The organism is Sinorhizobium fredii, from assembly GCF_002944405.1.
GTDB classification, from domain to species: Bacteria; Pseudomonadota; Alphaproteobacteria; order Rhizobiales; family Rhizobiaceae; genus Sinorhizobium; species Sinorhizobium fredii_C.
On record NZ_CP024307.1, the window covers coordinates 3,270,131 to 3,294,545 of the forward strand.

A 24,415-nucleotide genomic window follows, 5' to 3' on the forward strand; every position below is an offset into this window, starting at 1 on the left:
ATGGGGTTTGCGACGGGTCACAACAAGAATTGACAAAGCGGAATGTTGCTGGCTTTGTGCGCGCATTTTGCATCGCCGGCGCCATATCGCGGCGCCAGAGCAACAGGAAAATGGGACGGAAGCATGTCGCTGCAGAACCGCATCGAAGAGAAGCTTCAGGAGGCCTTCCATCCCGAACGGCTGATGGTGATCAACGAAAGCCATCTGCACGCCGGCCACCAGCCCGGCTTCGACGGCGGCGGCGAAACCCACCTGCGCATCCGGATCGTCGCGAGCGCCTTTGCCGGCATGAGCCGCGTGGCGCGCCACCGCGCCATCAACGACCTATTGAAGCCCGAGCTCGATGCCGGCCTGCATGCGCTGGCGGTGGAGCCGGCCGCGCCCGGAGAAGCGACGCGCTGGTAGAGGTCAGAGCCCTGCCGCCTCCTCCTCGGCCGGGCGGATGCGCAGTTTGGTGATCCGGTTCTTCACCCGCTTCATGACGATGAAACGCTTGCCGTAGAAGGTGAAGGCCTGCCGCTCCTCCGGAATGCTCTTCGCTTCGTGGATGACGAGACCGGCGACAGTGGTCGCCTCCTCGTCCGGCAGGGACCAGTCAAGAGCGCGGTTGAGATCGCGGATCGGCACCGAACCGTCGACGACGATCGAACCGTCGGCCTCCTGTCGAACGCCCTGGATGTCGAGGTCGTGCTCGTCGGCAATGTCGCCGACGATCTCCTCGAGAATGTCCTCCAGCGTGACGAGGCCCTGAACCTGGCCGTATTCGTCGACCACGATCGCCAGATGCAGCTTTCGCCTGAGGAAGGCGTTGAGCTGGTCCGTGAGATTGGTCGTGTCCGGCACGAACCATGGCTTCTGCGCGATCCTGACGATATCGACGGTATGCGGTTCGACACCCGGCTCGGCGAGCGCCCTCTGCAGATCCTTCGAATGGACAACGCCGATGATGTTGTCGGTCGAGCCGCGCCACAGCGGCAGGCGCGTGAAGGGGCTTCCGAGGATTTCCCGGACGCAGACCTCCGGCGGCTCCTCCGCGTTGACCGCCTGCATGGCGGTGCGGTGGATCATGATGTCGGAAACCTCGAGCTCGCCGAGGTCGAGGACGCCGCCCAACCGGTCGCGGTCCGCCTTGACCACCGCCCCTTCCCGATGAAGCAGGTCGACGGCACCGCGCAGTTCCTCCTGGGCCGAAAGCATCGGCCGGTCGGAGGAAACCTTCACGCCGGATAGGTTCAGGAGGCGGCGCACGATCCCGTTTATGAGCGCCGATATCGGACCGGCAATCGCCACGAAGCGCTTCACCATGGGCGCCACGGCAAGGGCGAACCGATCGGGAGAGGCGATCGCCCAGCTCTTCGGCAGCACCTCGCAGAAGAGGACGAGCAGCACCGTCATGCCGAGCGTCGCGACGAGCACGGCGAAGTTGCCGACGAGGCGGATCAGCAGGCTGGTCGTCAGCGACGTGGCGAGAATGGTGACGAGGTTGTTGCCGAGGAGCAGCGTTCCGACCAGCCGGTCACGCCGCTCGATCAGCCGGTTGACGAGACCGGCGCGCCGGTCGCCATTGCCCTCGAGCGAATGCATGCGCGCCCGGGAGGTTGCGGTCAGGGCCGCCTCCGAACCGGAGAAGAAGGCCGAAAGGAGCAGCAGGCAAACGACCGAGAGGAGCGACAGCCAGTGCTCCGCCAGGAACAGCCATGCCGCCTCGACGCTCATCGCGGATGCTTTTCCTTGAGAAAGCCCAGCACCTCGGACGCCGGAACGTCGTCGGCGACGAAGGACTGGCCGATGCCTCTCGTCAGGATGAAAGTGAGCTTGCCGCCCTTGACCTTCTTGTCCTGGGCTATCGCCTCCATCAGCCGCTCGGCCGGCGGAAGGTCGCCGGGAATGTCGGACAAGCGCGTCGGCAATCCGACCGCCTTGAGGTGGGCTTCGACGCGCCGCGCATTGTCCGGACTTGCAAGATTCATCCGGGTGGAGAACTCGTACGCGAGCACCATGCCGATCGCAACGCCTTCCCCGTGCACGAGCCTGCGGCTGTCATACTCGGTCGCGGCCTCCAGGGCGTGACCGAATGTGTGTCCGAGATTGAGCAGCGCGCGCAGGCCGTTCTCGCGCTCGTCCGCGGCGACGACGTCGGCCTTGGCCTGGCAACTGACCGCGATCGCCTCGATGCGAGCCGATCCGCCGGCAAAGACCGCCTGCCAATTGCGCTCCAGCCAATCGAAGAATTCCGGCTTGTCGATCAGGCCGTATTTCGCAACCTCGGCATAGCCGGCGCGAAACTCGCGCGCACTCAGCGTATCGAGCACGTCCGTGTCGGCGAGCACCAGATCCGGCTGGTGGAACACGCCGATCAGGTTCTTGCCGTGCGGCGAGTTGATGCCGGTCTTGCCGCCGACGGAGGAATCGACCTGTGCCAGAAGCGAGGTCGGCATCTGGATGAAGCGCGAGCCGCGCCGGACGATGCCGGCGGCAAAGCCGGTCAGGTCGCCGATCACGCCGCCGCCGAGCGCGATCACCGCATCGTTGCGCTCGATCTTCGCCGCGAGAATGGCGTCGCACACCGGGATCAGATGCTCGAAGCTCTTGGTCTTCTCGCCCGCCGGCAGGACGAGCGAGACCGCCTCGATGCCGCTCTCCTTCAGGCTCGTCATCAGCGGCTCCAGATAACGGGGCGCCACGTTTTCGTCCGTGATCACCGCCATCCGGCGGCCCTTGAGGCGCGAGGCGATTTCCTTGCCCGCCGCGGCGATCAGGCCGGGGCCGATGAGAATGTCGTAGGACCGGTCTCCGAGGTTTACCCGGACCTTTCGCTCGGCAGGCGTCACATGGTTCATCATGGCATCTCGACTTTCTTGCAGTCGGCGATGGCGGCGAGGACCTCCTCGACCATCGTCTCCTTTTTCACGTCGCGCGACAGGACCACGAGGTCCGCCTCGGCGTAGATCGGGTAGCGAGCCCGCATCAGGTTCTCCAGCGTCTGCTTGGGGTTTTCCGTCTTGAGGAGCGGCCGGGTGTCGCGCTTGTTCACCCGTTCCCACAGCACGTCGAGATCCGCATTCAGCCAGACAGTCAAACCGCCCTTCTTGATCTGCCGGCGCGAGCGTTCGTTGATATAGGCGCCGCCGCCGGTCGAGACGACCCGCGGCCCCGATCTCAGCAACCGCTTCAGCACCCTCGCCTCGAGCGCACGGAACTCCTCCTCGCCATAGGCGGCGAAAAGCTCGCTCACCGTCATGCGCGAAACCCGCTCGATCTCGTGGTCGGAATCGACGAAGGGAACCCCGAGCGCCTGTGCGGTCAGCCGACCGATCGCCGATTTTCCCGCCCCCATCAGGCCGATAAAAATGAGATTGCGTTTACCGAGAGCGAGCTTCGCCCGCTCGGCGAGCGTCGCGGAATCCGGTTCGGTCACATCGTTCATTAGGCGTCACAGTCCCCATTCCCCTTCCGTATCGACAAATCGGCGGGGGGCGTCAAGTCGTCGCGCCGGCCGGGCCACGCTTCTTGAACTTGCCGGACGAGCCGTTCATATAGATCACGGTTCCGCAATGGCGTTATTCGCGTACTGGAGACTGAAATGCCAACCCTGTTCCGGTTCCTGTTCTTCTGCGCCGTGGTGGCCGGCATGATCTATGGAACCATGGTGGCGCTCGTCACCTTCGTCGAACCGGTAGAGCGGGACGTGACGGTGCGCATTCCGTCCGAACGGGTCAACAAGCCGCAATGACCGATCTTTCGGAGGCCCACCTCGAAGCTTTCCTGGAAATGATGAGCGCCGAACGAGGCGCGGCGGTCAACACGCTGCAATCCTACGAACGCGATCTCAGGGATGCCAGCTCCTTCCTGCGCACCTGCGGGACGCGGCTCAATGCCGCCACGGCCGACGATCTGAGACGCTATCTCTCGCATCTTGCCGGCGAGGGCTTCAAGCCTTCCTCGCAGTCACGCCGGCTGTCGGCCCTTCGGCAATTCTACAAGTTCCTCTATGCGGAAGGGCTGCGCGGCGACGACCCTACCGGCATTCTCGACGCGCCCAAGAAGGCGCGCGCCTTGCCGAAGACGCTCAGCGTCGATGACGTCACCCGGCTGATCGGCCAGGCCGAGGCGGAGGCCGGCTCCGGCGCCGAAGACGCCTTCGCGAAGCGTCGCATGCACGCCCTCCTGGAGCTTCTTTATGCGACCGGCATGCGCGTCAGCGAGCTCGTGTCGCTGCCGGCAAGCGTGCTTGCGCAGAACGGACGCTTCCTGGTGATCCGCGGCAAGGGAAACAAGGAACGGCTCGTGCCGCTGTCGCAGGCCGCGATCCGCGCCATGCGGACCTACGGGGCCGAGTTGCGCGAAAGAGCGGCGGAAACGGAGAGCCCCTGGCTCTTCCCCTCCTTCGGCAAATCCGGTCACCTGCCGCGCCAGGTCTTTGCCCGCGACCTCAAGAGTCTCGCGGCTCGTGCCGGCATCAAGGTCGCGGCGATCTCGCCGCATGTGCTGCGCCATGCATTCGCCAGTCACCTCCTCGCCAATGGCGCCGACCTGCGCGCCGTGCAGGAACTGCTCGGCCATTCGGACATTTCGACGACACAAATCTATACGCATGTGCTTGAAGAACGGCTGCACGAGCTGGTGCAAAACCACCACCCCCTTGCCAAACAGGCGAAAAAACAGGATTAGGACCGCCGGGCAGGTTGGCTTTGCCGGACGGTCCTTGTCGCAAAACGATCGGAAACGCATCTCATGCACAACTATCTCGACTTCGAAAAACCCATCTCTGATCTCGAGGGCAAAATCCTCGAATTGAAGAAGCTTGCCGGCGAAGACGAGAGCGTGAACACTTCCGATGAGATCGCGCGGCTCGAGGGACGTGTCCGCGATGCGATGGCGGAGATCTATTCCAAGCTGTCGCCCTGGCAGAAGACTCAGGTTGCGCGCCACCCGTCCCGGCCGCATTTCCTCGACTATGCCGCGGAGCTCTTCACCGAGTTCACGCCGCTTGCCGGCGACCGAAACTATGCGAACGACGATGCGATCCAGGCGGGTCTCGCGCGGTTCCGCGGCGCGCCGGTCGCGGTGATCGGACAGGAGAAGGGCAACGACACGAAGTCGCGCATCAAGCACAATTTCGGCAGCCCGCGCCCCGAGGGCTACCGCAAGGCGGTCCGCGTCATGGAAATGGCCGACCGGTTCGGCCTGCCGCTGATTACCCTGGTCGACACCGCCGGCGCCTATCCCGGGGTCGGCGCCGAGGAGCGCGGCCAGGCCGAGGCGATCGCCCGTTCGACCGAAATGTGCCTCAACGTCAAGGTGCCGATCGTCACTGTAGTGATCGGCGAAGGCGGCTCCGGCGGAGCGATCGCGATCGCGACGGGCAACCGCGTCTATATGCTCGAGCACGCGATCTACAGCGTCATCTCGCCGGAGGGTGCGGCCTCGATCCTCTGGCGCGACTCGACGCGGGCGAAAGAAGCGGCCAGCAACATGAAGATCACCGCCGAGGACCTGAAGGCGCTCGGCGTCATCGACGGCATCATTCCCGAACCGATCGGCGGCGCCCATCGCGACGCGCAGGCCGTGATCGGCCGCACCGGCACGGTCATCGCCGATGCACTGAAGGAGCTATCCGGCCGCAATGGCGACGAACTGCGCGCCGACCGCCGTCAGAAATACCTGAACATCGGCCGCAATCTCTGAGCGGCGAGGCAGAGCGTGATCCTGACCGCCTTCCGCTTTAGCCTCGTTCAGCGCCCGGGATTAACCATTGCGATCAACTTGGCGCGCTCGACAACCGGAAATCGGGACTGTGGCCAAATCTTGGCCATATTCATGGGGTCATGAGAAACGGCCGTTCGCAGGGGGCGCCTGCACGGTTAAGATTTCGTGAAGGATAATGACTTACTGATTCGTTGACACCTCTCCCTCGCGGAAGGGGCGTGCACGGATGGAATCTGGCTAAAACGGGCTTTTGCCGATGCGTTTCAGGAATCTTTTTGTCACCGCCGTCATTGCAGCCGCGCTCGCCGGCTGCACCAACGAAACGCTCGATTCGGTCAATCTCTCCTCCGTCAAGAACAAGACCGAATACCAGCTGTCCGGCAAGATCGTCGGCAAGATGAAGGAACTGGGGATGCAGAAGACATCCCCGATCCTGTTGCGCATTTTCAAGGAAGAGGGAACGCTCGAGGTCTGGAAGGCGAATGCGTCAAGCCGCCTCCAGCTCTTGAAGAGCTATAAGATCTGTGCCTGGTCGGGCAAGCTCGGCCCCAAGGTGAAGGAAGGTGACCGTCAGGCGCCGGAGGGCTTCTATCCGCTCTATCCGCACCAGATGAACCCCAATTCGAACTATTACCTGGCGATCAATACCGGCTTCCCCAACACCTATGACAGGGCGAATGGCCGCAGCGGCACGCATCTGATGATCCACGGCGCCTGCTCGTCGTCGGGCTGCTATTCGATGACCGACGAGCAGATCATCGAGATCTTCGCGCTCGCCCGCGACGCCTTCAAGGGCGGTCAGGAGAGCGTCCAGCTTCAGGCCTTCCCCTTCCGCATGACGGCCGAGAACATGGCCCGCCACCGCGACAATCCGAACATCGAATTCTGGAAGATGCTGAAGGTCGGCTACGACCAGTTCGAAGTCACCAAACGTCCGCCGCAGGTCAATGTCTGCGAGAGGAAATACGTCTTCAATCAGCAGTCCGACGGCAGCTTCAACCCTGCCGGCCAGTGCCCCGCCATGTCGACGCCGCCGGCCTTGCAAGTGGCCATGGCGAATTTCGACAAGGACTACCAGCGCGATTATCAGAAGGCGCTGAAGAAATACGACGGCATGGTTTGGTATGAGCCGAGCGAAGCGGAGCGCAAGGCAATCGTCGCCGAGCAGCGCAAGGGCCGCGAGCTTGCCTATGCGCCGACCGGCACGTCGCTCGACGCCGGCAAGCTGATGAAGGTGAGCGATCTCGAAAAGCGGCTCGCCGAGCAGAAGGAGGCCGAAGAGGCCAAACAGGCGGCGTTGATCCAGAAGGAAGCTCTGGAGAAGGCGACGCGCGACGGCAAGGCCGTACCCGTGCCGCAGCAGAGCCCGATCGAGCGCCCGGTTCAGCAGGCGGCGCTGCAGACGGCGCCTACCCAGAAATCCTTCTGGAACCTGTTCTCGAAAAGCGAGCCCGCGGCGCCGGCACCGGCCAACCAGGCGCCCGCCGAGCAGAGCGCAGTCCAGCCGGGGGCTCAACAGGCGGCTGCGACCCAGCAGCACCCTGCCGGCACTCAGCAACAGGCAGCCACGCCGGCCGGGGCCAATCCGCAAGTGGCCACGGCCCCTGCAGCCGGCAGCGAAACGGCGCCGGCGGAACAGCCGCCGAAGAAGCGTCCGTTCTGGAAGATCTGGGGCAATTGATGCCGGACGAGCCAAGGGTGGTCTATGATTTGAGGGGGCTGAAATGCCCCCTTCCCGTTTTGAAGACGCGCAAGCGAATGGAAACGATGGCGCCCGGCGGGCTCATCGAGGTCGAGACGACCGATCCGCTGGCCGTGATCGACATTCCGCATTTCTGCAACGAGGATGGGCACCGGCTCGAGCAGGCGGCATCGACCGCCGGCGGCCATCGCTTTCTCATTCGCAAGAAGACGTGACGGCGGAGATTCCGGCGCTCTCTATTATGACGCCTGTGGGCAGGAAGGGGCAAAGCGGCTTGATCAGAACTTCACACCGGGCACGGCGAGCGGGTTGTCGGTGAGCGCCTGCGCATCCGGACGGTCGACGCGCGGCTTGCCGGTGAAGGCATCGAAGAGATCGCGCACGAAAGCCTCTTCGAGCCCCTTGGTGATCAGCACCATCCGGGTGCGCCGGTCGGCTGGGTCCGGCCAGGCGGCAAGCCGTTCAGGCGCGTGAAAGACGGACTGGACGCCGTGCAGGACCACCGGGCGCTCCGGCCGGTCCGCGACGCAAACGATCGCCTTCATACGCAACAGCTTCTCGCCATGGGCCGAGCGCAACAGGTCGACGAACATTTCGAGCGCCATCGGCTCGATCGGCCGGTCGTGAACGATGCTGAAGGAGCGGATGTCGGAGCCGTGGCGATTGACGTCGTGGTGGTGGTGATCGTGCCCATGATCATGGCCGTGGTGATGGTCATGATCGTCACTTCCATCGAGCTCGTCCTGCAGCCAGCGGCCGACATCGGCAACTTTGGTGGATGGATCGTAGAGCCCGCAGGCGAACAGGTCGGCCCGCCCCGCCTCTTGCCCGTCGCCGTCGAAGATTGGCGCGCGCGGATTGAGGTCCTTCAGAAGGTCAGCCAGCGCGTCGAGCTGTTCCTTACCGGAAAGCCCCGTCTTGCTGATCACCAGCCGGTCGGCCACGGCGACCTGCTTCAGCGCCTCGATGTGCTTTGCGATCGTCTGGGCCCCATTCACCGCATCGACGACAGTCACTACGCCGTCGAGGCGGAAGTTCTGGGCGATCACCGGATTGCCGAGCACCGACTGCAGCACCGGCGCCGGGTCGGCCAGGCCGGTCGTCTCGATGACGACGCGCTTCAGCGGCTTGATCCGCCCGGTCTGCATTCGGTCCATCAGGTCGGCGAGCGTGTCGACCAGTTCACCGCGGACCGTACAGCACAGGCAGCCGTCGGAAAGCTCGATCACCCCGTCGCTCGACGCCTCGACAAGCAGGTGATCGATCGAGACATCGCCGAATTCGTTGATGATCACGGCGGTGTCGGCAAGCGCCGGATCCTTCAGCAAGCGGTTCAGAAGGGTCGTCTTGCCCGCACCGAGGAAGCCGGTGAGGATCGACACCGGCACGACCGGCAGTGGACCGTTCATGGAAAGAACTCCGTCATAGACCTTGGCGGCGTCCGGGCGGAAACCGCAATCGCATTCCCATCGCGCTCAGAAGCTGGGGCGCGGCACCGGAACCGGGACGTTGGCGAGCTCGGCGACATCACCCTGCCCGGCGACATCGCTGCCTGCCTTGGCGGTCTTGTCGCCGCTGCCCGGAATAAGCCCGGCGAAGGCCAGCTTCAGCGGACGGTTGATCTCGTGGATATAGGGCGACAGCAGCTTCTGCCGGCCGCCCTCGTCGCGGCCTTCGCTACGGACCTTCGCCGCCTGCTTGGAGCAGATCTCCTTGCTGACGTCCGAAACCACTTCACGGCCTTCGCCGTAAGGCGCGATGGCGGTCAGCGACGGTTTTCCGGCCGCAGGGGTCGTCAGCGCCATCTGAAGAAGCCGGGCCGACTCGTCGGCGCGGGCGCCGAGGCTATCCTCGCCGAGCACGACCGATATGACGCTGCGACCAGAACGGCTCGCCGACGATACTTGGTTGAAGCCCGACGCGCAGATGAAGCCGGTCTTCATGCCGTCGGCCCCTTCGAAGCGGCCGATCAGCATATTGTAGTTTGCATAGTCCTTCTTGCCGGTGGTGAAGCCTTCCAGCGAGAAATAGGAGGCATATTGCGGAAACTCGCGCTTCAGCGTGATGGCCAGAACGGCAAGGTCACGCGCGGTCGTGTATTGGCCCTGCCCCGGCAAGCCGTTGGCATTGATGAAATGCGACGAGGTCATGCCGATCCGCCGCGCTTCCGCGTTCATGCGGTCGATGAAAGCCTGCTCCGTTCCGCCGACCGTTTCCGCAATCGCCACGGCGACGTCATTAGCGGATTTGACGAGCATCATCTTCAACGCGCTGTCGAGCGTCATCGCCTGCCCGGGCTTGTAGAACATCTTGCTCGGCGGCTCGGCCGCCGCGTTCTTCGTCATCACCACCGGGCTTTCCAGCGTCAGCTGTCCCGCCTGGATTGCCCGAAACGTCGTATAGGCCGTCATCAGCTTGGTCAGCGACGCCGGGTACCATTTCTGGAAGATGTCCTGATGCTCGTAGACCTTGAGAGTTGCGACGTCGACAACGAGCCGCGGATTGGCCGACGCCGGAAGCGCCGCCGCCAATGCCGCACAAACACCGGCAAAAACGCCCATCGCGCCTGCCCTGTTGCGCATCAGAAGTCGAACTGTCACCACTATCTTAACCTCGAATTTCCGCAGTTGCCTCGTATCGTCCGGCTATTTAGCCTATATGGCAAGGAGATGGCAAAGCCCATTCACCTCGCCGTCAGGCCACCACCGAACAGACCCACAGGGAAGCATCATGCCGATATTGAACCGCGCTGCCGAACTCCAGAACGAAGTGACCGAATGGCGGCGCCATCTGCACATGAACCCGGAGCTCCTGTTCGCGGTGGAAAATACGGCAGCCTTCGTCGAAAGGAAACTGAAGGAATTCGGCGTTGACGAGATCGTGACCGGCCTCGGCCGGACGGGCGTCGTAGGGCTTATCCGCGGCAATCTCGGCCCCGGCCGCACCATCGGCCTCAGGGCCGACATGGACGCCCTGCCGATCACCGAGACGAGCGGCAAGGCCTGGTCGTCGACGACCCCCGGCAAGATGCATGCCTGCGGCCACGACGGCCACACCGCCATGCTGCTTGGTGCAGCGAAATATCTCGCCGAGACGCGCAACTTCGCCGGCAGCGTCGCCGTCATCTTCCAGCCGGCCGAGGAAGGCGGCGGCGGCGGCAACGAGATGGTCAAGGACGGCATGATGGAACGCTTTGCCATCGAGGAGGTCTATGGCATGCACAATATGCCGGGCATGCCGGTCGGTCATTTCGGAAGTCGCGTCGGGCCGATCATGGCCTCGACCGACGAGTTCACCATCACCATCAAGGGGCGCGGCGGCCATGCGGCGCAGCCGCACAAGACCATCGATCCGATCGCCATCGGCGCGCAGATCGTCAATGCGCTGCAGACGATCGCCTCGCGCACCGTCGACCCGCTTGCCTCCATCGTCGTTTCCGTCACCAAGTTCAATGCCGGCTTCGCCCACAACGTCATTCCGGAACAGGCGGTCCTGGCCGGCACGGTGCGCGCGCTGACGCCCGAGGTGCGCGACACCGGCGAGACGCGCATCCGCCAGATCGCCGAAAGCATTGCCGGCGCCTATGGCGCGACGGTCGACGTCTGGTACGGCCGCAACTATCCTGTCACCGTCAACCATGCCGAAGAGACCGGCCACGCGCTTGCCGCCGCCGCAACGGTCGCCGGCCAAGGCAACGTCAATGCCGCGCTCGATCCGATGATGGGCGGCGAGGACTTCTCCTACATGCTACTTGCCCGGCCCGGCGCCTTCGTCTTCATCGGCAACGGCGATTCCGCCGGTCTCCACCATCCCGCCTACGACTTCAACGACGAAGTGATCCCGCACGGGATTACCTATTGGGTGAAGCTCGCCGAAGCGCGGCTCGCCGCCTGATAGATCGGAGCAGGGGCAGGCAGATGCACCAGATCGACAAGACCGATCGCCGGATCCTCAATATCCTGCAGGCCGACGGGCGGATCACCAATCTCGAACTGGCGGACCGCATCGGCCTCTCGCCGACCGCGACGAGCGAGCGGCTGCGGCGGCTTCTGAAAGAGGGCTACGTATCCGGCTTCGGGGCGCGCCTCGATCCGCACAAGCTCGGTTTCGGGCTGCTGGTCTTCATCGAAGTGATGCTCGACAAGACGACGCCGGAGGTCTTCGACCAGTTCGCCGCCGCCATCAAGCAGGCGCCTGCGGTGCTCGAATGTCACATGGTCGCCGGCGGGTTCGACTACCTCGTCAAGACCCGTTTCGAGGATATGACCGCCTACCGCAATTTCCTCGGCCAGGTGCTTTGGACGCTGCCGGGCGTCAAGGAGACCCGCACCTATGCGGTGATGGAGGAAATCAAGAACGACGGGCCGCTGCCGCTCGTTTGACGGCAGCGGCTCGTCAGATCATGCCTTGATCGAAGCCATGTCGATTACGAAGCGATAGCGCACGTCGCTCTTCAGCACCCTCTCATAGGCGGCGTTGACCTCCTCCATCCGGATCGTCTCGATCTCCGAGACGATGCCGTGCTCGCCGCAGAAATCCAGCATCTCCTGGGTTTCCTTGATCGAGCCGATCATCGAGCCGGAGATGCTGCGCCGCGCCGGAACGAGGGAGAAGGCATGGACCGGCACCGGCTTCTCGGGAATGCCCACGACCACGAAATCGCCGTCGACCTTCAAGAGGTTGAGATAGGCGTTCCAGTCGATCTCGGTGCCCACGGTGCAGATGATCAGATCGAAGCTTCCGGCCAGTTTCTCGAAGGTCTGCGGATCGTTCGTTGCATAATAGTGGTCGGCTCCGAGTTTCAGCCCGTCTTCCTTCTTGGACAATGTCTGGCTGAGGACGGTGACCTCTGCACCCATCGCATGGGCGAGCTTGACGCCCATGTGGCCGAGACCGCCCATGCCGACGATCGCCACCTTCTTTCCAGGCCCCGCCTTCCAGTGGCGGAGCGGCGAATAGAGCGTGATGCCGGCGCAGAGCAGCGGCGCGGCCGCATCAAGCGGCAGGTTTTCCGGGATCGAGAGGACATACCCCTCCTTGACGACGATGTGATCGGAATAGCCGCCCTGGGTCGGGGTCTTCCCATCGGCCTCGACGCCGTTATAGGTTACGACTAGGCCGGGCATGTAATGTTCGAGATCGGGATCGCGGGTGGCGCAGGTCGTGCAGGAATCGACGAAGCAGCCGACGCCGACCCGGTCGCCGCGCTTGAACTTGGTGACCTTGGAGCCGACCGCCCGGACGATGCCGACGATTTCGTGGCCGGGCACCATGGGAAAGGTCGAGTTCCCCCATTCATTGCGGGCCTGGTGGATGTCGGAGTGGCAGACGCCGCAATACTGGATGTCGATGACGACGTCGTCGTCGCGCGGTTCGCGACGTTCGAAGGTGAAAGGGGCGAGCGGCGTCGATGCGTCCGTAGCTGCATATCCTCTTACGATGGCCATGGGGTCTTTCCTTCATGTCTGGGAATAGCGCGCCGCGCGGAGGCATGGACCTCGGGCGGCAAGGCGGACTATGCTGTTCCCGGGCGCCACTGCGTTAGTGCGATCCTGCAAAGTTTTTGCACAATCCTGCAAGAATGAAAGAACGGCCGTTGCGCCGCAACGTCCTCCTCCTATCTGTGCCCCGTCTCATAAGCCCCAAGCACCGGAAAGAATATAGAAGATGTCAGAACTGCAACGGACGCCGCGCCAGGAGATGATCGACATCATTGCCCGGATTGCCGCGGTGGACGGCGACCACCAGACGATCGTTCCGGGCCTCAGCATTCACCGGCATTCGAGCTCCGCCAAGCCGAATTGTGCCGCCTACAAGCCGAGTCTCGCAATCATCGTCCAGGGAGCCAAACGCGTCCTGCTCGGCGGGGAGCTGTTCGTCTATGGCGCATCGGACTATCTGCTGACGTCGATCGACCTGCCGGTTCTGTCGCAAATATCCTTGGCTTCCAACGACGAGCCCTATCTCAGCATGAATTTTCAGATCGATACGGCGAAGATTCCAACGCTTATCGACAGGGTCGGCGATCAGACGGCAAGGTCACCCGCGTCGCCGCGCGGCATGACGGTTAACAAGCTTACGGCGGACCTGGAACACGCGGCACTGCGACTGCTGCGGCTCCTCGATCGCCCCGCCGAGATGCCCATCCTGTTGCCGCTTATCGAACAGGAAATCCTCTATCGGCTGCTGATTGGGCCACATGGTGCCAGGCTGCGGCAGATGACGACCGCTGAAAGCCAGCCACACCAGATCGGCCGCGCCGTCGCCTGGCTGAAGGAGCACTACTCCCACCCGCTCCGCATCGACGACCTGGCAAACCGGGTCAGCATGAGCGTCTCCTCGCTGCATCATCATTTCAAGGCGATCACGGCGATGAGCCCGCTGCAATACCAGAAGCAGCTCCGCCTGCAGGAAGCACGCCGGCTGATGCTGGAGGAGCGCCTCGACGCGGGCGACGCCGGTCATCAGGTTGGTTACGACAGCCAGTCGCAGTTCAGCCGCGAATATGCGCGCCACTTCGGTGAGCCGCCGATGCGCGACATCGGCCGCGTTCGCCGAAGCCTCGTCGATCTTTTGACCGGTGAGCCGGAGATGCTGAGCGAGGGGTAGTCGGGCTCTACCACCCCTCCTCCAGCACCTTTGCCAGCATGGCGGCGAAGAAATCGGCGCTCTCGCGGCTGAGGCAGAGCGGCGGCTTGATTTTCAAGACGTTGAGATGGTCGCCGGTCGGCTGCATGATGACGCCGAGCTCCAGGAGACGGTCGCAGATCGCCGCCGTCTCCTCCGTCGCCGGCTCCAGGGTCTCGCGGTCGCGGACGAATTCCACGCCGAGATAGAGCCCCATGCCGTGCACCGCACCGACGATCGGGATTAGCTCACCGAGCGCTTGCAGCCGCTCCTTGAGATGATCACCCACCGCGCGGGCGTTCTCCTGCAGCGCCTCGTCATGCAGGATGTCGAGGACGGTCAGCCCGACGACGGAGCTCACCGGGCTGCCGCCGGCGGAAGAGAAGAAATAGCCTTCCTTCTCGAGTGCCTCGGCGATTTCGCGGCGGGTGATCACCGCTCCGAGCGGGTGGCCATTGCCCATGCCCTTGGCGACGGAGATGATATCCGGCACGACGCCCTGTTCCTCGAAACCCCAGAAATAGTGACCGAGCCGGCCATAGCCGACCTGTACCTCGTCCGCGATGCACACACCGCCACGCGCCCTGACCATCCGATAGACGGCCTCGAGATAACCGGGCGGCAGCGGAATGCCGCCGGCATTGCCGTAGACCGCTTCGCAGATGAATCCGGCGAGGCCCCCGCCGTTCTCATCCAGTTCCTCAAGCTTTGCCGCGACCGCCCCGACATAGTCGCCGGTCGAGCTTTCGCCGCGATACGGCCCGCGATAGGTATTCGGCGAGACGACCGGGTGCACCCACTGGGGCCGGGTTGTCAGAGCCTGCGGATTGTCGGCGATGGAGGTCGAGACGGCGTCGCTGGCGACCGTCCAGCCATGATAGGCCTCCAGCAGCGAGACCACGCTGCGCGCGCCGGAATAGGCCCAGGCGAGGCGGATGGCGAGGTCGTTCGCTTCCGAGCCGCTGTTGACGAGAAAGACCGTGTCGAGGCCTTCCGGTGCAAGAGCCGCAAGCCGCTCGGAAAACTCGGCGACGGCCGCGTAGTGGAAGCGGGAATTGGTGTTAAGCAGCGACCATTGCCGTCCAACCGCAGCCGAGAGGCGCGGATGGCCGTGCCCGACAATGGTGACGTTGTTGACCATGTCGAGATAGGCCCGCCCCTCGACGTCGAAGAGATGCTCCTTCCAGCCACGCTCGATCTGCGGGGGCTTGCGGTAATAGTTCTTCTGCGGCCGCGCGAAATGGCGCTGCCGTCGATCGAGCAGCGCCGCCGCTTGCGGTGGCGGCGCATCGCAATCGAAACCGAGGATTGGCCCCGGCGACGGAGAGAGCCTCCGCCAGGCTTCCGCCTGATGCGGGACCGCAAAAGGCGGCGGGTCGATTTCCGCGGCGGTGCAAAGCTGCACGCGCATGAAGCCGAGCGCTGAAGCGTCGCCGGGGACCGTGCCGATCCGGTCCCCTGCCTCGACGCTCCCATCTTCAAGTCTTGCCGGCTCGATCCCCAGCAGATGGAGGTGGAGGCCCTGCGTCGAAAGAATCAGCCTGCCGCGGCGCTGGTGCAGCTGCCCGGCAAAGGGCGCGTGAACTGCGGTCTGCCCGTGCAGGCAGAGGTCGACATGGAGGGCGAGCGTCTGGGGAGGCTTGGCCTGGAGAAGGCGCGTTTCGGTCAGGCGGAATTCGCCGTAGCGGGTCGCGGCAGCCCCGGCGGCCCGCGCCGCCGACTGCAGGAGCAGCGCCTCGGTATCCTCGTAGTGCCAGCGGTCGGCGGGCAGATGCGGTCCGAGCAGCGACAGGTCGACGATACCGACCCGGTGAGGATCGACGTCCGGCATCAGGCGGCCACTCTCCGGGAGGACGGGCGACGCATCCTCCTTGCCGATCGCCTGATGAATGGCATGATCCATAAGCTCGAAGGGAACGGAGACGGCGACATCGAAGATTTCGCGCTCATGTGCGGCATTGCCCTGGACATATGCGTTGTCCGGCTCGATCTCGAGCTGCCGTGCCGAGCTTGCAACGAGAATGCCGGCGCGCGCGACGATCAGCGGCCAGAGTGCCTTGATTTCGGCCTCGGTCAGCGGGCAGACGGCATGGAACGCCTTGACCGCCGGCAGGATGCGGAAAGGATCGCCGTCGACATGGTGAAGCAGCGACGCACAGGTGACCGCGAGCTCCGCCACCAGCCAGCCTTGGAGCACGTCGCCGAAATCGATGACGCCCTCGGGCACCAGGCGGCCGCCCTTCTCCGCCCGGCTCACGACATTGTCGTCGGTGACATCCTGATGGATCGCCCTGAGGCGCAGCTCCGGCATCAGCGGCTGAACGCGGCGCATCGCCCCCACCATCGCCTCGGCGATGCGCTTGCGCAAATCGACATCGGTCATCGCCGAAAGCAGCTGAAGCGCCACTGGACCGGCTCGCCGGAGATCCCATTGCAGTTGCCGGACGAGCCCCGGATGGTCGAAGTCCGCGAGTGCCGCGGCGAGCCGACCGGCGAGGTCGCCAAGGGCCGATACCGTTTCTGCCGACAGGTGCTTGCGGCGCGTCAGCGGGGTTCCCGCGAGGTAGGTCAGCAGCCGGAACTGGTAGGTGACGTCGCGCACGGCGGCACTGACGATCTCTTCGCCATCGCGCGCCGGAACGACCCGCGGCACCATCGGCGCATTGGCCTTGGCGCCCACATGGCGCAACGCCGCGTTTTGCGCCTCGAGTTCGACGCGCTCGTATTCCGCCCTCGCAATCTTCAGCACGAAGCGGCCTTCGCCCGTATTGACACGGTAGTTGCGGTCCTGCTGGCTGCCGAGTTCGGTAAGATCCCCGGAGACGCCGTAATGTTCGAGCAGGATCGCCTTTGCCTCATCCGCCGACACGTCGGGCCTTGCGAGCTCGGTGCGGCGCTTCAGCGAGTCCTCTTCCATCGTTCCGCTCCCGTTCGTCTCAAGGCTTCTTACGATGAAACGCCTTCGAGGCGATAGCGCGTACCGGGATAGATGAGCCGCGCGACCGTGACATTCCGGTTTTCCGACCAGGTCCGGCGGCGGATCATCAGGCAGGGTTCGTTGCGGCCGATCGAAAGCAGCTTGCATTCCCAGGGCTGCGGTAACACCGCCTCGACGACCTGTTCGGTGCGGGTGATCGGCGCAACCAGCGTCAGGTAGGCGTTCGGCGTCGTGCTCACGAAATCCTGCTTAAGATAGTCGGGGCAGATCACCGGATTGACGAAACGATCCTCGAGTTGGATCGGCATGCCGTTTTCCGCGTGAACGATGATCGAGTGGAAGACCCGTGCCCCGGTCGAGAGCCCCAGCGCACCGGCAATGTCGGGGTTTGCCGATATCTCTTCGAGACGATCGATGCGAGAGCTGTGACGGTGACCCCGCTCGCGAATCTCATCGGCGATGTTGCGGACTTCGAGCAGCGCGGTGCTGCCCTTGTGAGGCGCGACGAAGGACCCGACACCTTGCACCCGGGTGATGGCGCCCTCGCTTGCCAGCTCGCGCAAGGCGCGGTTCGCGGTCATCCGGCTGACCCCGAGATCGGCAACAATGTCGTTTTCGGAGGGGATGCGATGATGCTCCGGCCACTCCCCGCTTTCGATGCGGCTGCGGATGAACTGCTTCACCGCCTCATAGCGCGGGATGGGTCCATCCTCGAAGGCGGATGCGTCGCTTTTGCGCTCCATTGACGGCATAGTATGCTCCGTTCGTCGATGCCGGACCGACATGCGACCGGCGACCACGGATTGTTTTCGACGATTTTTAGGTTGCGCGCCACCAGAAAATATCTATAGTTCCATATACAACCACGTACAGGGAGAAAGCGATGTCTGCCTTTTCCGCTCACCGGCTCTTTGCCGAGCAGGCGCTTCTGTCGACCGGTTGGGCGGAGAACGTGGTCATTTCCCTAGACAGTGACGGATGCATTGCCGCCGTCGAAACGGCCCGGGCGCCGGCAGCGGGCGACGAACGCATCGCCGGCCCCCTTGTCCCGGCCATGTCGAACCTGCATTCCCATGCCTTTCAGCGCGCCATGGCCGGCCTTGCCGAAGTGGCCGGTAGCGGCGACGACAGCTTCTGGACATGGCGCGAGACAATGTACCACACCGTCGGCCTTGTCGATCCGGACGATATCGAGGCGATCGCCGCGAAGCTCTATGTGGAGATGCTGAAGGGTGGCTTCGGCCGAGTGGTCGAATTCCACTATCTTCATCACCAGGCGGACGGCACCTCCTATGCCGATCCAGCGGAAATGTCGCTGCGCATCCTGAACGCCGCCCGTACGACCGGCATCGGACTCACGCACCTGCCGGTTTTCTACGCGCATGCCAACTTCGGCGGCATGGAGCCCAATCCGGGCCAGCGCCCTTTCCTTCACGATCCGGATCGCTTTCTTGCCCTGCTCGAACGGCTGGTTCCGGCGAGCGCCGAGGCCGGCGCCGAGCTCGGTTATGCCATCCATTCCCTGCGCGCCGCCACGCCCCAAGAGATGCGAGAGATCCTCGGGTCGGCACCGGTTTCCGGACCGATCCACATCCACGTCGCGGAGCAGACCCGCGAGGTCGAGGATTGCCTCGCCTGGAGCGGCCGTCGCCCAGTCGAATGGCTGCTCGACGAAATGCCGGTCGACGAGCGCTGGTGCGCCATTCATGCGACGCATATGACGCCGGAGGAAACCGAGCGGCTGGCGAAATCGGGAGCGGTTGCCGGTCTCTGCCCGGCGACCGAGGCCAATCTCGGCGACGGCATCTTTCCCGCCACCGATTTCCTTGCCGCCGGAGGACGTCTCGGCATCGGCACCGACAGCCATGTGGCGACCAGCGTCGCGGAAGAGCTCCGGCTTCTCGAATACGGCCAGCGGCTGCGCGACCGCAGGCGCAACCGGCTCGCCGCTCCCGGCGCCTCGGTCGGCAGGACGATCTTCGACGCCGCACTCGCCGGCGGTGCCCGGGCGGCCGGTCTCGGTACGGCGGGCATTCAGGTCGGCGCGCGGGCGGACCTCGTCGTGCTCGATGGCGCCAATCCCTATATCGCCGCGGCAAGCGGCAATCAGTTTCTCGACCGCTGGCTTTTTGCGCTCGGCGGCGAGACGGTCCGCGACGTCATGGTCGCCGGCCAATGGAAGATCCGCAATGGACACCATGACCGGGAGGAAGACATCGACCGCGCCTTCGCGCGGGTTCTCACCAAGCTGAAATAGCAATCCAGTCGACGATCAAAAAAGGGGAATGCGCATGTCGATCAGCACTATGAAACTCACCTTCGCCGCCGCCGGCCTGATGCTTGCGGCTTCTGCGAGCGCGGCCAACGCCTCTTATTGCAGCGACGGAAAGACCGTGACCTTCGCCGGCATCGATTGGGAAAGCGGCGCCTTCATCACGGAAGTCATGAAGACGATCCTGGCTAAGGGCTACGATTGCCAGGTGGATTCCATACCCGGCAATTCCGTCACGCTCGAGCAGGCGACCGCCAACAATGACGTACAGATTTTTGCCGAGGAATGGCTCGGCCGCTCCGACGTCTGGAACAAGGCGGTCGAAGAAAAGAAGGTGGTTGCTGTCGGCAAGACCTTCGTCGGTGCCAGCGAAGGCTGGTTCGTGCCGGACTATGTCGTCCACGGCGATCCCGCTCGCAACATCGAAGCCAAGGCGCCGGATCTCAAGAGCGTCTCTCAGCTTTCCGACCCTAAGGTCGTCGAAGTGTTTGCCGATCCGGAGGAGCCGTCCAAGGGGCGCTTCCTGAATTGCCCCTCCGGCTGGACCTGCGAGGGCGTCAGCACTGCCAAGCTCGAAGCCTACAAGCTCGGCGAGGCCTATGTGAACTTCCGGCCCGGCACCGGCACGGCGCTCGATTCGGCGATCACCTCCGCCTATCTCCAGGGCGAGCCGATCCTCTTCTACTACTGGTCGCCGACGGCCATCATGGGCAAATTCAAGCTCGTCCAGCTGGAAGAGCCGGCATACAACGAGGCCTGCTGGAAGGAACTGAGCAGCGCCAACGGCAAGCGCGATCAGGGCTGCGCCTTCCCTTCCGTCGAGGTCGCCTATGGCGTGAACAGCACCTTCGCTTCGGAGGCTCCGGAGATCATCGCGATTCTCGAAAAGGCGACCTTCCCGCTCGAAGCGGTCAACGGCAGCCTTGCCTATATGGCCGACAACAAGGTCGACGCCGCCGCTGCCGCCGCGGAATTCCTCAAGACCAAGGCCGACGTCTGGGGCAAATGGGTTTCCGAAGAGGCCCGCGGCAAGATCGAAGCGAGCCTCAAATAAGACGAGCTCAATTCCGTCTGCGTTCGCCGCGCCTTATCCTTCCACCACGGTAAGGCGCGGCGCCCGCAATCTGCCAAGATGCCGCGGACAGGCGGCGATGATCGCCGGCGGCTATCCGAGCAAGGATTTTTCCGATGTTTCCGGACTCTCTCAATCTTTCGATCCGCGCCCCGGTGAACGAGTTCATCCAGGCGCTCGTCACCAACTACGGCTGGGTGTTCAAGGCGATCAGCGGCGTCATCCTGAAGGCCGTGCTGTTCATCGAATGGATCCTGCGCGGCCTGCCCTGGTGGCTGGTGATTCTGGCCTTCATGGCGCTTGCCTGGCAGAGTTCGAAGCGCTGGACGCTGACGCTTGCCGTCGGTGCCCTGCTTCTCGCCGTCGGCGTGCTCGGCCTCTGGGACCTGACGATGCAGACATTGGCCCTGATGCTGATGGCAACCATCGTCTCGGTGGTAGTTGGCGTGCCGATCGGCATCCTGGTCGCCAAGAGCCGCGTCGTGCGCAACGTCACCCTGCCGGTCCTCGACGTCATGCAGACAATGCCGAGCTTCGTCTACCTAATCCCGGCGCTGATGCTCTTCGGTCTCGGCAAGGTGCCGGCGATCCTCGCCACCATCATCTATGCGGTGCCGCCGCTGATCCGCCTGACAGATCTCGGCATCCGCCAGGTCGACGGCGAGGTTGTCGAAGCGGCAACCGCCTTCGGCGGCAGTCCGACGCAGATCCTCTTCGGCGTCGAGCTGCCGCTCGCCACTCCGACCATCATGGCCGGCCTCAACCAGACGATCATGATGGCTCTGTCGATGGTCGTCGTCGCCTCGATGATCGGCGCGCGCGGTCTCGGCGAGCAGGTGCTGAACGGCATCCAGACGCTCGACGTCGGCAAGGGGCTCGAGGCCGGCATCGGCATCGTTATTCTCGCAATCGTGCTCGACCGCATCACGCAGGGCTTCGGCAAGCCCCGGACGGAGGACGCCCGCAATGGCTGATATCGATATCCGCAACGTCTACAAAATCTTCGGGCACGACGCGAAGGCGGCGCTCGCCATGGCCAAGGATGGCCTCGACAAGGCCGATATTCTTGCCCGCTCCGGCTGCAGCGTCGGCCTCAACGATGTCAGCCTCAAGATCGGCGCCGGCAAGATTTTCGTGATTATGGGGCTTTCCGGGTCGGGCAAGTCGACCTTGGTGCGTCATATCAACCGGCTGATCGAGCCGACGAGCGGCAAGGTCGTGTTCGACGGCAGCAATATCCTCGATCTCGACGCAAAGGCGCTGCGTGCCTTCCGCATGCGGCGCGTCAGCATGGTGTTCCAGAGCTTCGCGCTGATGCCGCACCGGACCGTGCTGCAGAATGTCGTCTACGGCCAGCGCGTACGCGGCCTGTCGAAAGCCGATGCCCGCGAAATCGGCATGAAATGGATCGAGACCGTCGGCCTGTCAGGCTATGACGCGAAGTTCCCGCACCAGCTCTCGGGCGGCATGAAGCAACGCGTCGGTCTCGCGCGGGCGCTGGCCGCGGATACCGACGTGATCCTGATGGACGAGGCTTTCAGCGCCCTCGATCCGCTGATCCGCGCCGATATGCAGGATCAGTTGCTGCAACTGCAGCAGAACCTTGCAAAAACCATCGTCTTCATCACTCACGATCTCGACGAGGCCCTGCGCATCGGATCCGAGATCGCGATCTTGAAAGACGGTCAGGTCGTGCAGGTCGGCTCGCCCAGTGATATTCTCGATAATCCGGCAAACGACTATGTCGCGCGCTTCGTCCAGCGCCGGCAGGGAAGACCCGAGAAGCATGACTGAGACGATCCTCATCGATGGACCGCTGACATGGCGCGAGATCGCCGTCATCGCCGGTGGCGTTCGCCTTGCCTTGTCCGAGCGGACGCGTCAGCGGATCGTCGATGCCCGCCGGATCGTCGATGCGCTGGTCGAGCGCGGCATCCGCGGTTACGGTATCAATACCGGCGTCGGTGCGCTTTGCGATGTCGTCATCAGTCGCGAGAACCAAGAGGCTCTGTCGCGCAACATCATTCTAAGCCACGCCTGCGGCGTCGGCGAACCTCTCGGGCGGGCCGAAGCCCGTGCCGTGATGGCAGCGCAGATCGCCAATTTCTCGCATGGCTACTCCGGCGTTCGGATCGAGACCGTCGAGGCGCTGATCGCCCTTCTGAATGCGGATATCATTCCGCTCATCCCCTCGCGCGGTTCGGTCGGTTATCTCACCCACGCTGCCGCGATCGGGCTCGTTCTGATCGGTCATGGCGCGGCCGCGCACGGGGCCGAAACGCTCAGCGGCATGGAGGCGCTCGCTCGGGTGGGGCTGGAGCCCTTGCGGCTCGAAGCAAAGGAGGGTCTCAGCCTCGTCAACGGCACGCCTTGCGCCACCGGGCAGGCTGCGCTGGCGCTGGCCCGCACGGAACGGCTCTTCGGCTGGGCCGACGCGGCCGCGGCGCTGACCTATGAAAATCTCGGCAGCCAGGCGGAGCCGTTTGCCGAGGCACCACTGACACTGCGCCAATCGCCAGGTCTCCAGGCGGTCGGCAAGACCTTGCGTCGCTGGCTCGCGGAAAGCCCGATGCTTGCCGAGACAGCGGGCAGCCGCACGCAGGATCCGTTAAGTCTGAGAGCCGTGCCGCAGGTGCATGGCGCGGCGCGCGACGCCTTCTACCAGGTAGCCGAGATCGTCGACCGGGAACTAGCAAGCGTTACCGACAATCCGGCCGTGTTCGGTTCGCCCGAGGCACCCCAGGTCCACTCACAGGCGCATGCCGTCGGAGCCGCGCTCGGACTTGCAATGGATACTCTCGCCGTCGCCGTGTCAGAGGTCGCCGCGATTTCGGAGCGCCGCATCGACCGTCTGGTCAATCCGCTGGTGAGCGGCCTTCCGGCGTTTCTTGCCGATGACAGCGGCGTCTCCTCCGGTTTCATGATCGCCCAGTATACCGCCGCGGCCCTCGTCGCCGAGAACCGCCGGCTGGCAGCACCGGCAAGCCTTGACGGCGGTATCACCTCCGCGCTGCAGGAGGATATCCTGACCCATGCGACGCCTGCCGCATGGAAGGTCCTGTCGATCCTCGACAATCTCGAACGGATCGTCGCGATCGAATTGCTGGCCGCCGCCCAGGCCTATGACATGCAGCCCAAGTCGCGCGGCAGGGCACCGCGCACCGATGCTCTTTATGGCCGCATTCGCGGAGCAATCTCAACCTATGCCGACGACCGGCCGATGAACGAGGACTTCGACCGGATGCGCGACCTCATGCGAGGAGTGGCACCATGAAAATCCTGCGCTCAAACGACTACAGGCACATGCCCTGGAAGAACGGCGGCGGCGAGACAATCGAAATCGCCGTGTCGCCGGATCGCGCGCCGCTTTCCGATTTCGACTGGCGCGTCAGCATGGCGACGGTTGCCAATGACGGCCTGTTTTCCAGCTTTCCCGGCATCGACCGGAGCCTTTCCATTCTCGAAGGCGCCGGCATGACACTGTCGATCGAGGGCCGCCCCCCGAAGCTGTTGACGACGGCCGACGCCCCGCTCTCCTTCCCTGCCGATGTCGCGACCTCGGCCAAGCTCACCAATGGCCCGATCACCGACCTGAATGTGATGAGCCGCCGGCAGACACTCAGGCACCGGGTGCGAAAGCTCCATGTCGAGCACTCGCAGCCGATCACCTCCCATGCCCGCGAACTCATCCTTTTCTGCCACCGCGGCAGCGTCGCGCTGTCGACCGAAGGCGTCTCGGCGACGCTGCACGCGCTAGATACGGCAGTGCTGCAGCAGCCGCTCGCCGTCACGCTTTCGGCGGACATCGCCTCGGAAGTCTTTCTTGTCGAGATCAGTTCCGCCTAGAGCACCAAGGCGTAGCGGATTGCACCGAAAAGCAGGAGCAAGGCGCCGAGCGCCATCATTGCCACCCCGTGCCAGTTCCGCGTCAGCCCGAGGAATCGCAGGCTCTGATGTCTTGGCTCCAGCGTCTGGGGGTCATTGTCGAGGGGATGCGGCGGCTCGCTCAGCCGCCTTCGGCCAAGCGCCTCCCAGGTCATGACGAGAACGCCGCATATAAACAGGAATGCACCGGCGAGGACTGGCCACACGCGC

General features: G+C 64.0%; 24 protein-coding genes. 15 read left to right on the top strand and 9 right to left on the bottom strand.

The features are described 5' to 3' along the window. Nucleotides 1–123: 123 nt before the first annotated feature. Nucleotides 124–405, top strand: a complete 282-nt coding sequence (locus tag NXT3_RS16090; RefSeq protein WP_037419828.1) for a BolA family protein — start codon at nucleotides 124–126, stop codon at nucleotides 403–405. Nucleotides 406–408: 3 nt separating this feature from the next. Here the strand turns inward: NXT3_RS16090 and NXT3_RS16095 are convergent, their stop codons facing one another. From NXT3_RS16095 to NXT3_RS16105, 3 genes are read right to left on the bottom strand one after another with little or no spacing between them, the layout of a single operon-like run. Next, nucleotides 409–1,716: an HlyC/CorC family transporter gene (locus NXT3_RS16095; protein ID WP_037419831.1), complete on the bottom strand. Its 1,308-nt coding sequence runs from the start codon at nucleotides 1,714–1,716 to the stop codon at nucleotides 409–411. After that, the gene (gene aroB, locus NXT3_RS16100; RefSeq protein WP_104839689.1) at nucleotides 1,713–2,843 is read right to left on the bottom strand and encodes a 3-dehydroquinate synthase; all 1,131 of its coding nucleotides are present in this window, start codon (nucleotides 2,841–2,843) and stop codon (nucleotides 1,713–1,715) included. Before aroB ends, NXT3_RS16095 begins: the two co-directional genes overlap by 4 nt. Then, complete coding sequence (locus NXT3_RS16105) at nucleotides 2,840–3,427, bottom strand: shikimate kinase (protein WP_037419837.1); 588 nt, start codon at nucleotides 3,425–3,427, stop codon at nucleotides 2,840–2,842. Before NXT3_RS16105 ends, aroB begins: the two co-directional genes overlap by 4 nt. A 156-nt stretch (nucleotides 3,428–3,583) precedes the next feature. Between NXT3_RS16105 and NXT3_RS16110 the strand changes: the two genes are divergently transcribed. The 5 genes from NXT3_RS16110 to NXT3_RS16130 all read left to right on the top strand — a co-directional run bounded on the left by NXT3_RS16110 (nucleotide 3,584) and on the right by NXT3_RS16130 (nucleotide 7,626). Next, nucleotides 3,584–3,733 (top strand): hypothetical protein, encoded by a 150-nt coding sequence (locus tag NXT3_RS16110; protein WP_018235448.1) that lies wholly within the window; start codon nucleotides 3,584–3,586, stop codon nucleotides 3,731–3,733. Next, nucleotides 3,730–4,671 carry a site-specific tyrosine recombinase XerD gene (gene xerD, locus NXT3_RS16115; protein WP_097539700.1) on the top strand — a complete coding sequence of 314 codons (942 nt, stop codon included), beginning with the start codon at nucleotides 3,730–3,732 and terminating at the stop codon, nucleotides 4,669–4,671. Before NXT3_RS16110 ends, xerD begins: the two co-directional genes overlap by 4 nt. A gap of 63 nt (nucleotides 4,672–4,734) precedes the next feature. After that, nucleotides 4,735–5,688, top strand: a complete 954-nt coding sequence (locus NXT3_RS16120; RefSeq protein WP_097539701.1) for an acetyl-CoA carboxylase carboxyltransferase subunit alpha — start codon at nucleotides 4,735–4,737, stop codon at nucleotides 5,686–5,688. Between the two features lie 277 nt (nucleotides 5,689–5,965). After that, nucleotides 5,966–7,390 carry a L,D-transpeptidase family protein gene (locus NXT3_RS16125; RefSeq protein WP_104839690.1) on the top strand — a complete coding sequence of 475 codons (1,425 nt, stop codon included), beginning with the start codon at nucleotides 5,966–5,968 and terminating at the stop codon, nucleotides 7,388–7,390. Further along, nucleotides 7,390–7,626 (top strand): sulfurtransferase TusA family protein, encoded by a 237-nt coding sequence (locus NXT3_RS16130; RefSeq protein ID WP_097526594.1) that lies wholly within the window; start codon nucleotides 7,390–7,392, stop codon nucleotides 7,624–7,626. Before NXT3_RS16125 ends, NXT3_RS16130 begins: the two co-directional genes overlap by 1 nt. A gap of 63 nt (nucleotides 7,627–7,689) precedes the next feature. Here the strand turns inward: NXT3_RS16130 and NXT3_RS16135 are convergent, their stop codons facing one another. Together NXT3_RS16135 and NXT3_RS16140 are read right to left on the bottom strand one after the other, a co-directional pair. Next, nucleotides 7,690–8,820 carry a CobW family GTP-binding protein gene (locus NXT3_RS16135; RefSeq protein WP_104839691.1) on the bottom strand — a complete coding sequence of 377 codons (1,131 nt, stop codon included), beginning with the start codon at nucleotides 8,818–8,820 and terminating at the stop codon, nucleotides 7,690–7,692. 66 nt (nucleotides 8,821–8,886) lie between these two features. Then, entirely contained in the window at nucleotides 8,887–9,972 is a 1,086-nt protein-coding gene (locus NXT3_RS16140; protein WP_050988265.1) for a D-alanyl-D-alanine carboxypeptidase family protein, read from the bottom strand. A gap of 169 nt (nucleotides 9,973–10,141) precedes the next feature. Between NXT3_RS16140 and NXT3_RS16145 the strand changes: the two genes are divergently transcribed. Together NXT3_RS16145 and NXT3_RS16150 are read left to right on the top strand one after the other, a co-directional pair. Then, nucleotides 10,142–11,305, top strand: a complete 1,164-nt coding sequence (locus NXT3_RS16145; protein ID WP_104839692.1) for a M20 aminoacylase family protein — start codon at nucleotides 10,142–10,144, stop codon at nucleotides 11,303–11,305. Nucleotides 11,306–11,328: 23 nt separating this feature from the next. Next, nucleotides 11,329–11,793, top strand: coding sequence for an Lrp/AsnC ligand binding domain-containing protein (locus NXT3_RS16150; protein WP_037388644.1), 465 nt, complete (start codon nucleotides 11,329–11,331; stop codon nucleotides 11,791–11,793). Nucleotides 11,794–11,811: 18 nt separating this feature from the next. Here the strand turns inward: NXT3_RS16150 and NXT3_RS16155 are convergent, their stop codons facing one another. Next, nucleotides 11,812–12,858 carry an NAD(P)-dependent alcohol dehydrogenase gene (locus NXT3_RS16155; RefSeq protein WP_104839693.1) on the bottom strand — a complete coding sequence of 349 codons (1,047 nt, stop codon included), beginning with the start codon at nucleotides 12,856–12,858 and terminating at the stop codon, nucleotides 11,812–11,814. A gap of 220 nt (nucleotides 12,859–13,078) precedes the next feature. Here NXT3_RS16155 and NXT3_RS16160 point away from each other — a divergent pair, with 220 nt between their 5' ends. Beyond that, the gene (locus NXT3_RS16160; protein WP_104839694.1) at nucleotides 13,079–14,020 is read left to right on the top strand and encodes an AraC family transcriptional regulator; all 942 of its coding nucleotides are present in this window, start codon (nucleotides 13,079–13,081) and stop codon (nucleotides 14,018–14,020) included. A 7-nt stretch (nucleotides 14,021–14,027) separates the two neighbouring features. On the opposite strand, the gene NXT3_RS16165 is transcribed toward NXT3_RS16160, so the two are convergent. Both NXT3_RS16165 and hutC read right to left on the bottom strand, forming a co-directional pair. Then, nucleotides 14,028–16,955, bottom strand: coding sequence for an aminotransferase (locus NXT3_RS16165; protein ID WP_097526600.1), 2,928 nt, complete (start codon nucleotides 16,953–16,955; stop codon nucleotides 14,028–14,030). A 29-nt stretch (nucleotides 16,956–16,984) separates the two neighbouring features. Beyond that, the gene (hutC, locus tag NXT3_RS16170) at nucleotides 16,985–17,728 is read right to left on the bottom strand and encodes a histidine utilization transcriptional repressor HutC (RefSeq protein ID WP_037419879.1); all 744 of its coding nucleotides are present in this window, start codon (nucleotides 17,726–17,728) and stop codon (nucleotides 16,985–16,987) included. Between the two features lie 131 nt (nucleotides 17,729–17,859). Here hutC and hutF point away from each other — a divergent pair, with 131 nt between their 5' ends. The 6 genes from hutF to NXT3_RS16200 all read left to right on the top strand — a co-directional run bounded on the left by hutF (nucleotide 17,860) and on the right by NXT3_RS16200 (nucleotide 24,166). After that, on the top strand, nucleotides 17,860–19,233 hold the full coding sequence (gene hutF / locus NXT3_RS16175; RefSeq protein WP_104839695.1) for a formimidoylglutamate deiminase: 1,374 nt from the start codon (nucleotides 17,860–17,862) through the stop codon (nucleotides 19,231–19,233). A 34-nt stretch (nucleotides 19,234–19,267) separates the two neighbouring features. Beyond that, nucleotides 19,268–20,302 carry an ABC transporter substrate-binding protein gene (locus tag NXT3_RS16180; RefSeq protein ID WP_097526710.1) on the top strand — a complete coding sequence of 345 codons (1,035 nt, stop codon included), beginning with the start codon at nucleotides 19,268–19,270 and terminating at the stop codon, nucleotides 20,300–20,302. Nucleotides 20,303–20,436: 134 nt separating this feature from the next. Continuing rightward, a complete protein-coding gene (locus NXT3_RS16185) occupies nucleotides 20,437–21,294 on the top strand; it encodes an ABC transporter permease (protein WP_104839696.1) in 858 nt (285 codons plus the stop codon). Beyond that, nucleotides 21,287–22,114: a quaternary amine ABC transporter ATP-binding protein gene (locus tag NXT3_RS16190; protein WP_097526603.1), complete on the top strand. Its 828-nt coding sequence runs from the start codon at nucleotides 21,287–21,289 to the stop codon at nucleotides 22,112–22,114. The genes NXT3_RS16185 and NXT3_RS16190 overlap by 8 nt, the downstream gene beginning before the upstream one ends. Continuing rightward, the gene (locus NXT3_RS16195; protein ID WP_097526604.1) at nucleotides 22,107–23,594 is read left to right on the top strand and encodes an HAL/PAL/TAL family ammonia-lyase; all 1,488 of its coding nucleotides are present in this window, start codon (nucleotides 22,107–22,109) and stop codon (nucleotides 23,592–23,594) included. Before NXT3_RS16190 ends, NXT3_RS16195 begins: the two co-directional genes overlap by 8 nt. Next, nucleotides 23,591–24,166 carry a HutD/Ves family protein gene (locus NXT3_RS16200; RefSeq protein ID WP_037419888.1) on the top strand — a complete coding sequence of 192 codons (576 nt, stop codon included), beginning with the start codon at nucleotides 23,591–23,593 and terminating at the stop codon, nucleotides 24,164–24,166. The genes NXT3_RS16195 and NXT3_RS16200 overlap by 4 nt, the downstream gene beginning before the upstream one ends. On the opposite strand, the gene NXT3_RS16205 is transcribed toward NXT3_RS16200, so the two are convergent. Continuing rightward, nucleotides 24,163–24,411, bottom strand: a complete 249-nt coding sequence (locus NXT3_RS16205; RefSeq protein WP_037419891.1) for a hypothetical protein — start codon at nucleotides 24,409–24,411, stop codon at nucleotides 24,163–24,165. The genes NXT3_RS16200 and NXT3_RS16205 overlap by 4 nt on opposite strands. Nucleotides 24,412–24,415 lie beyond the last annotated feature (4 nt).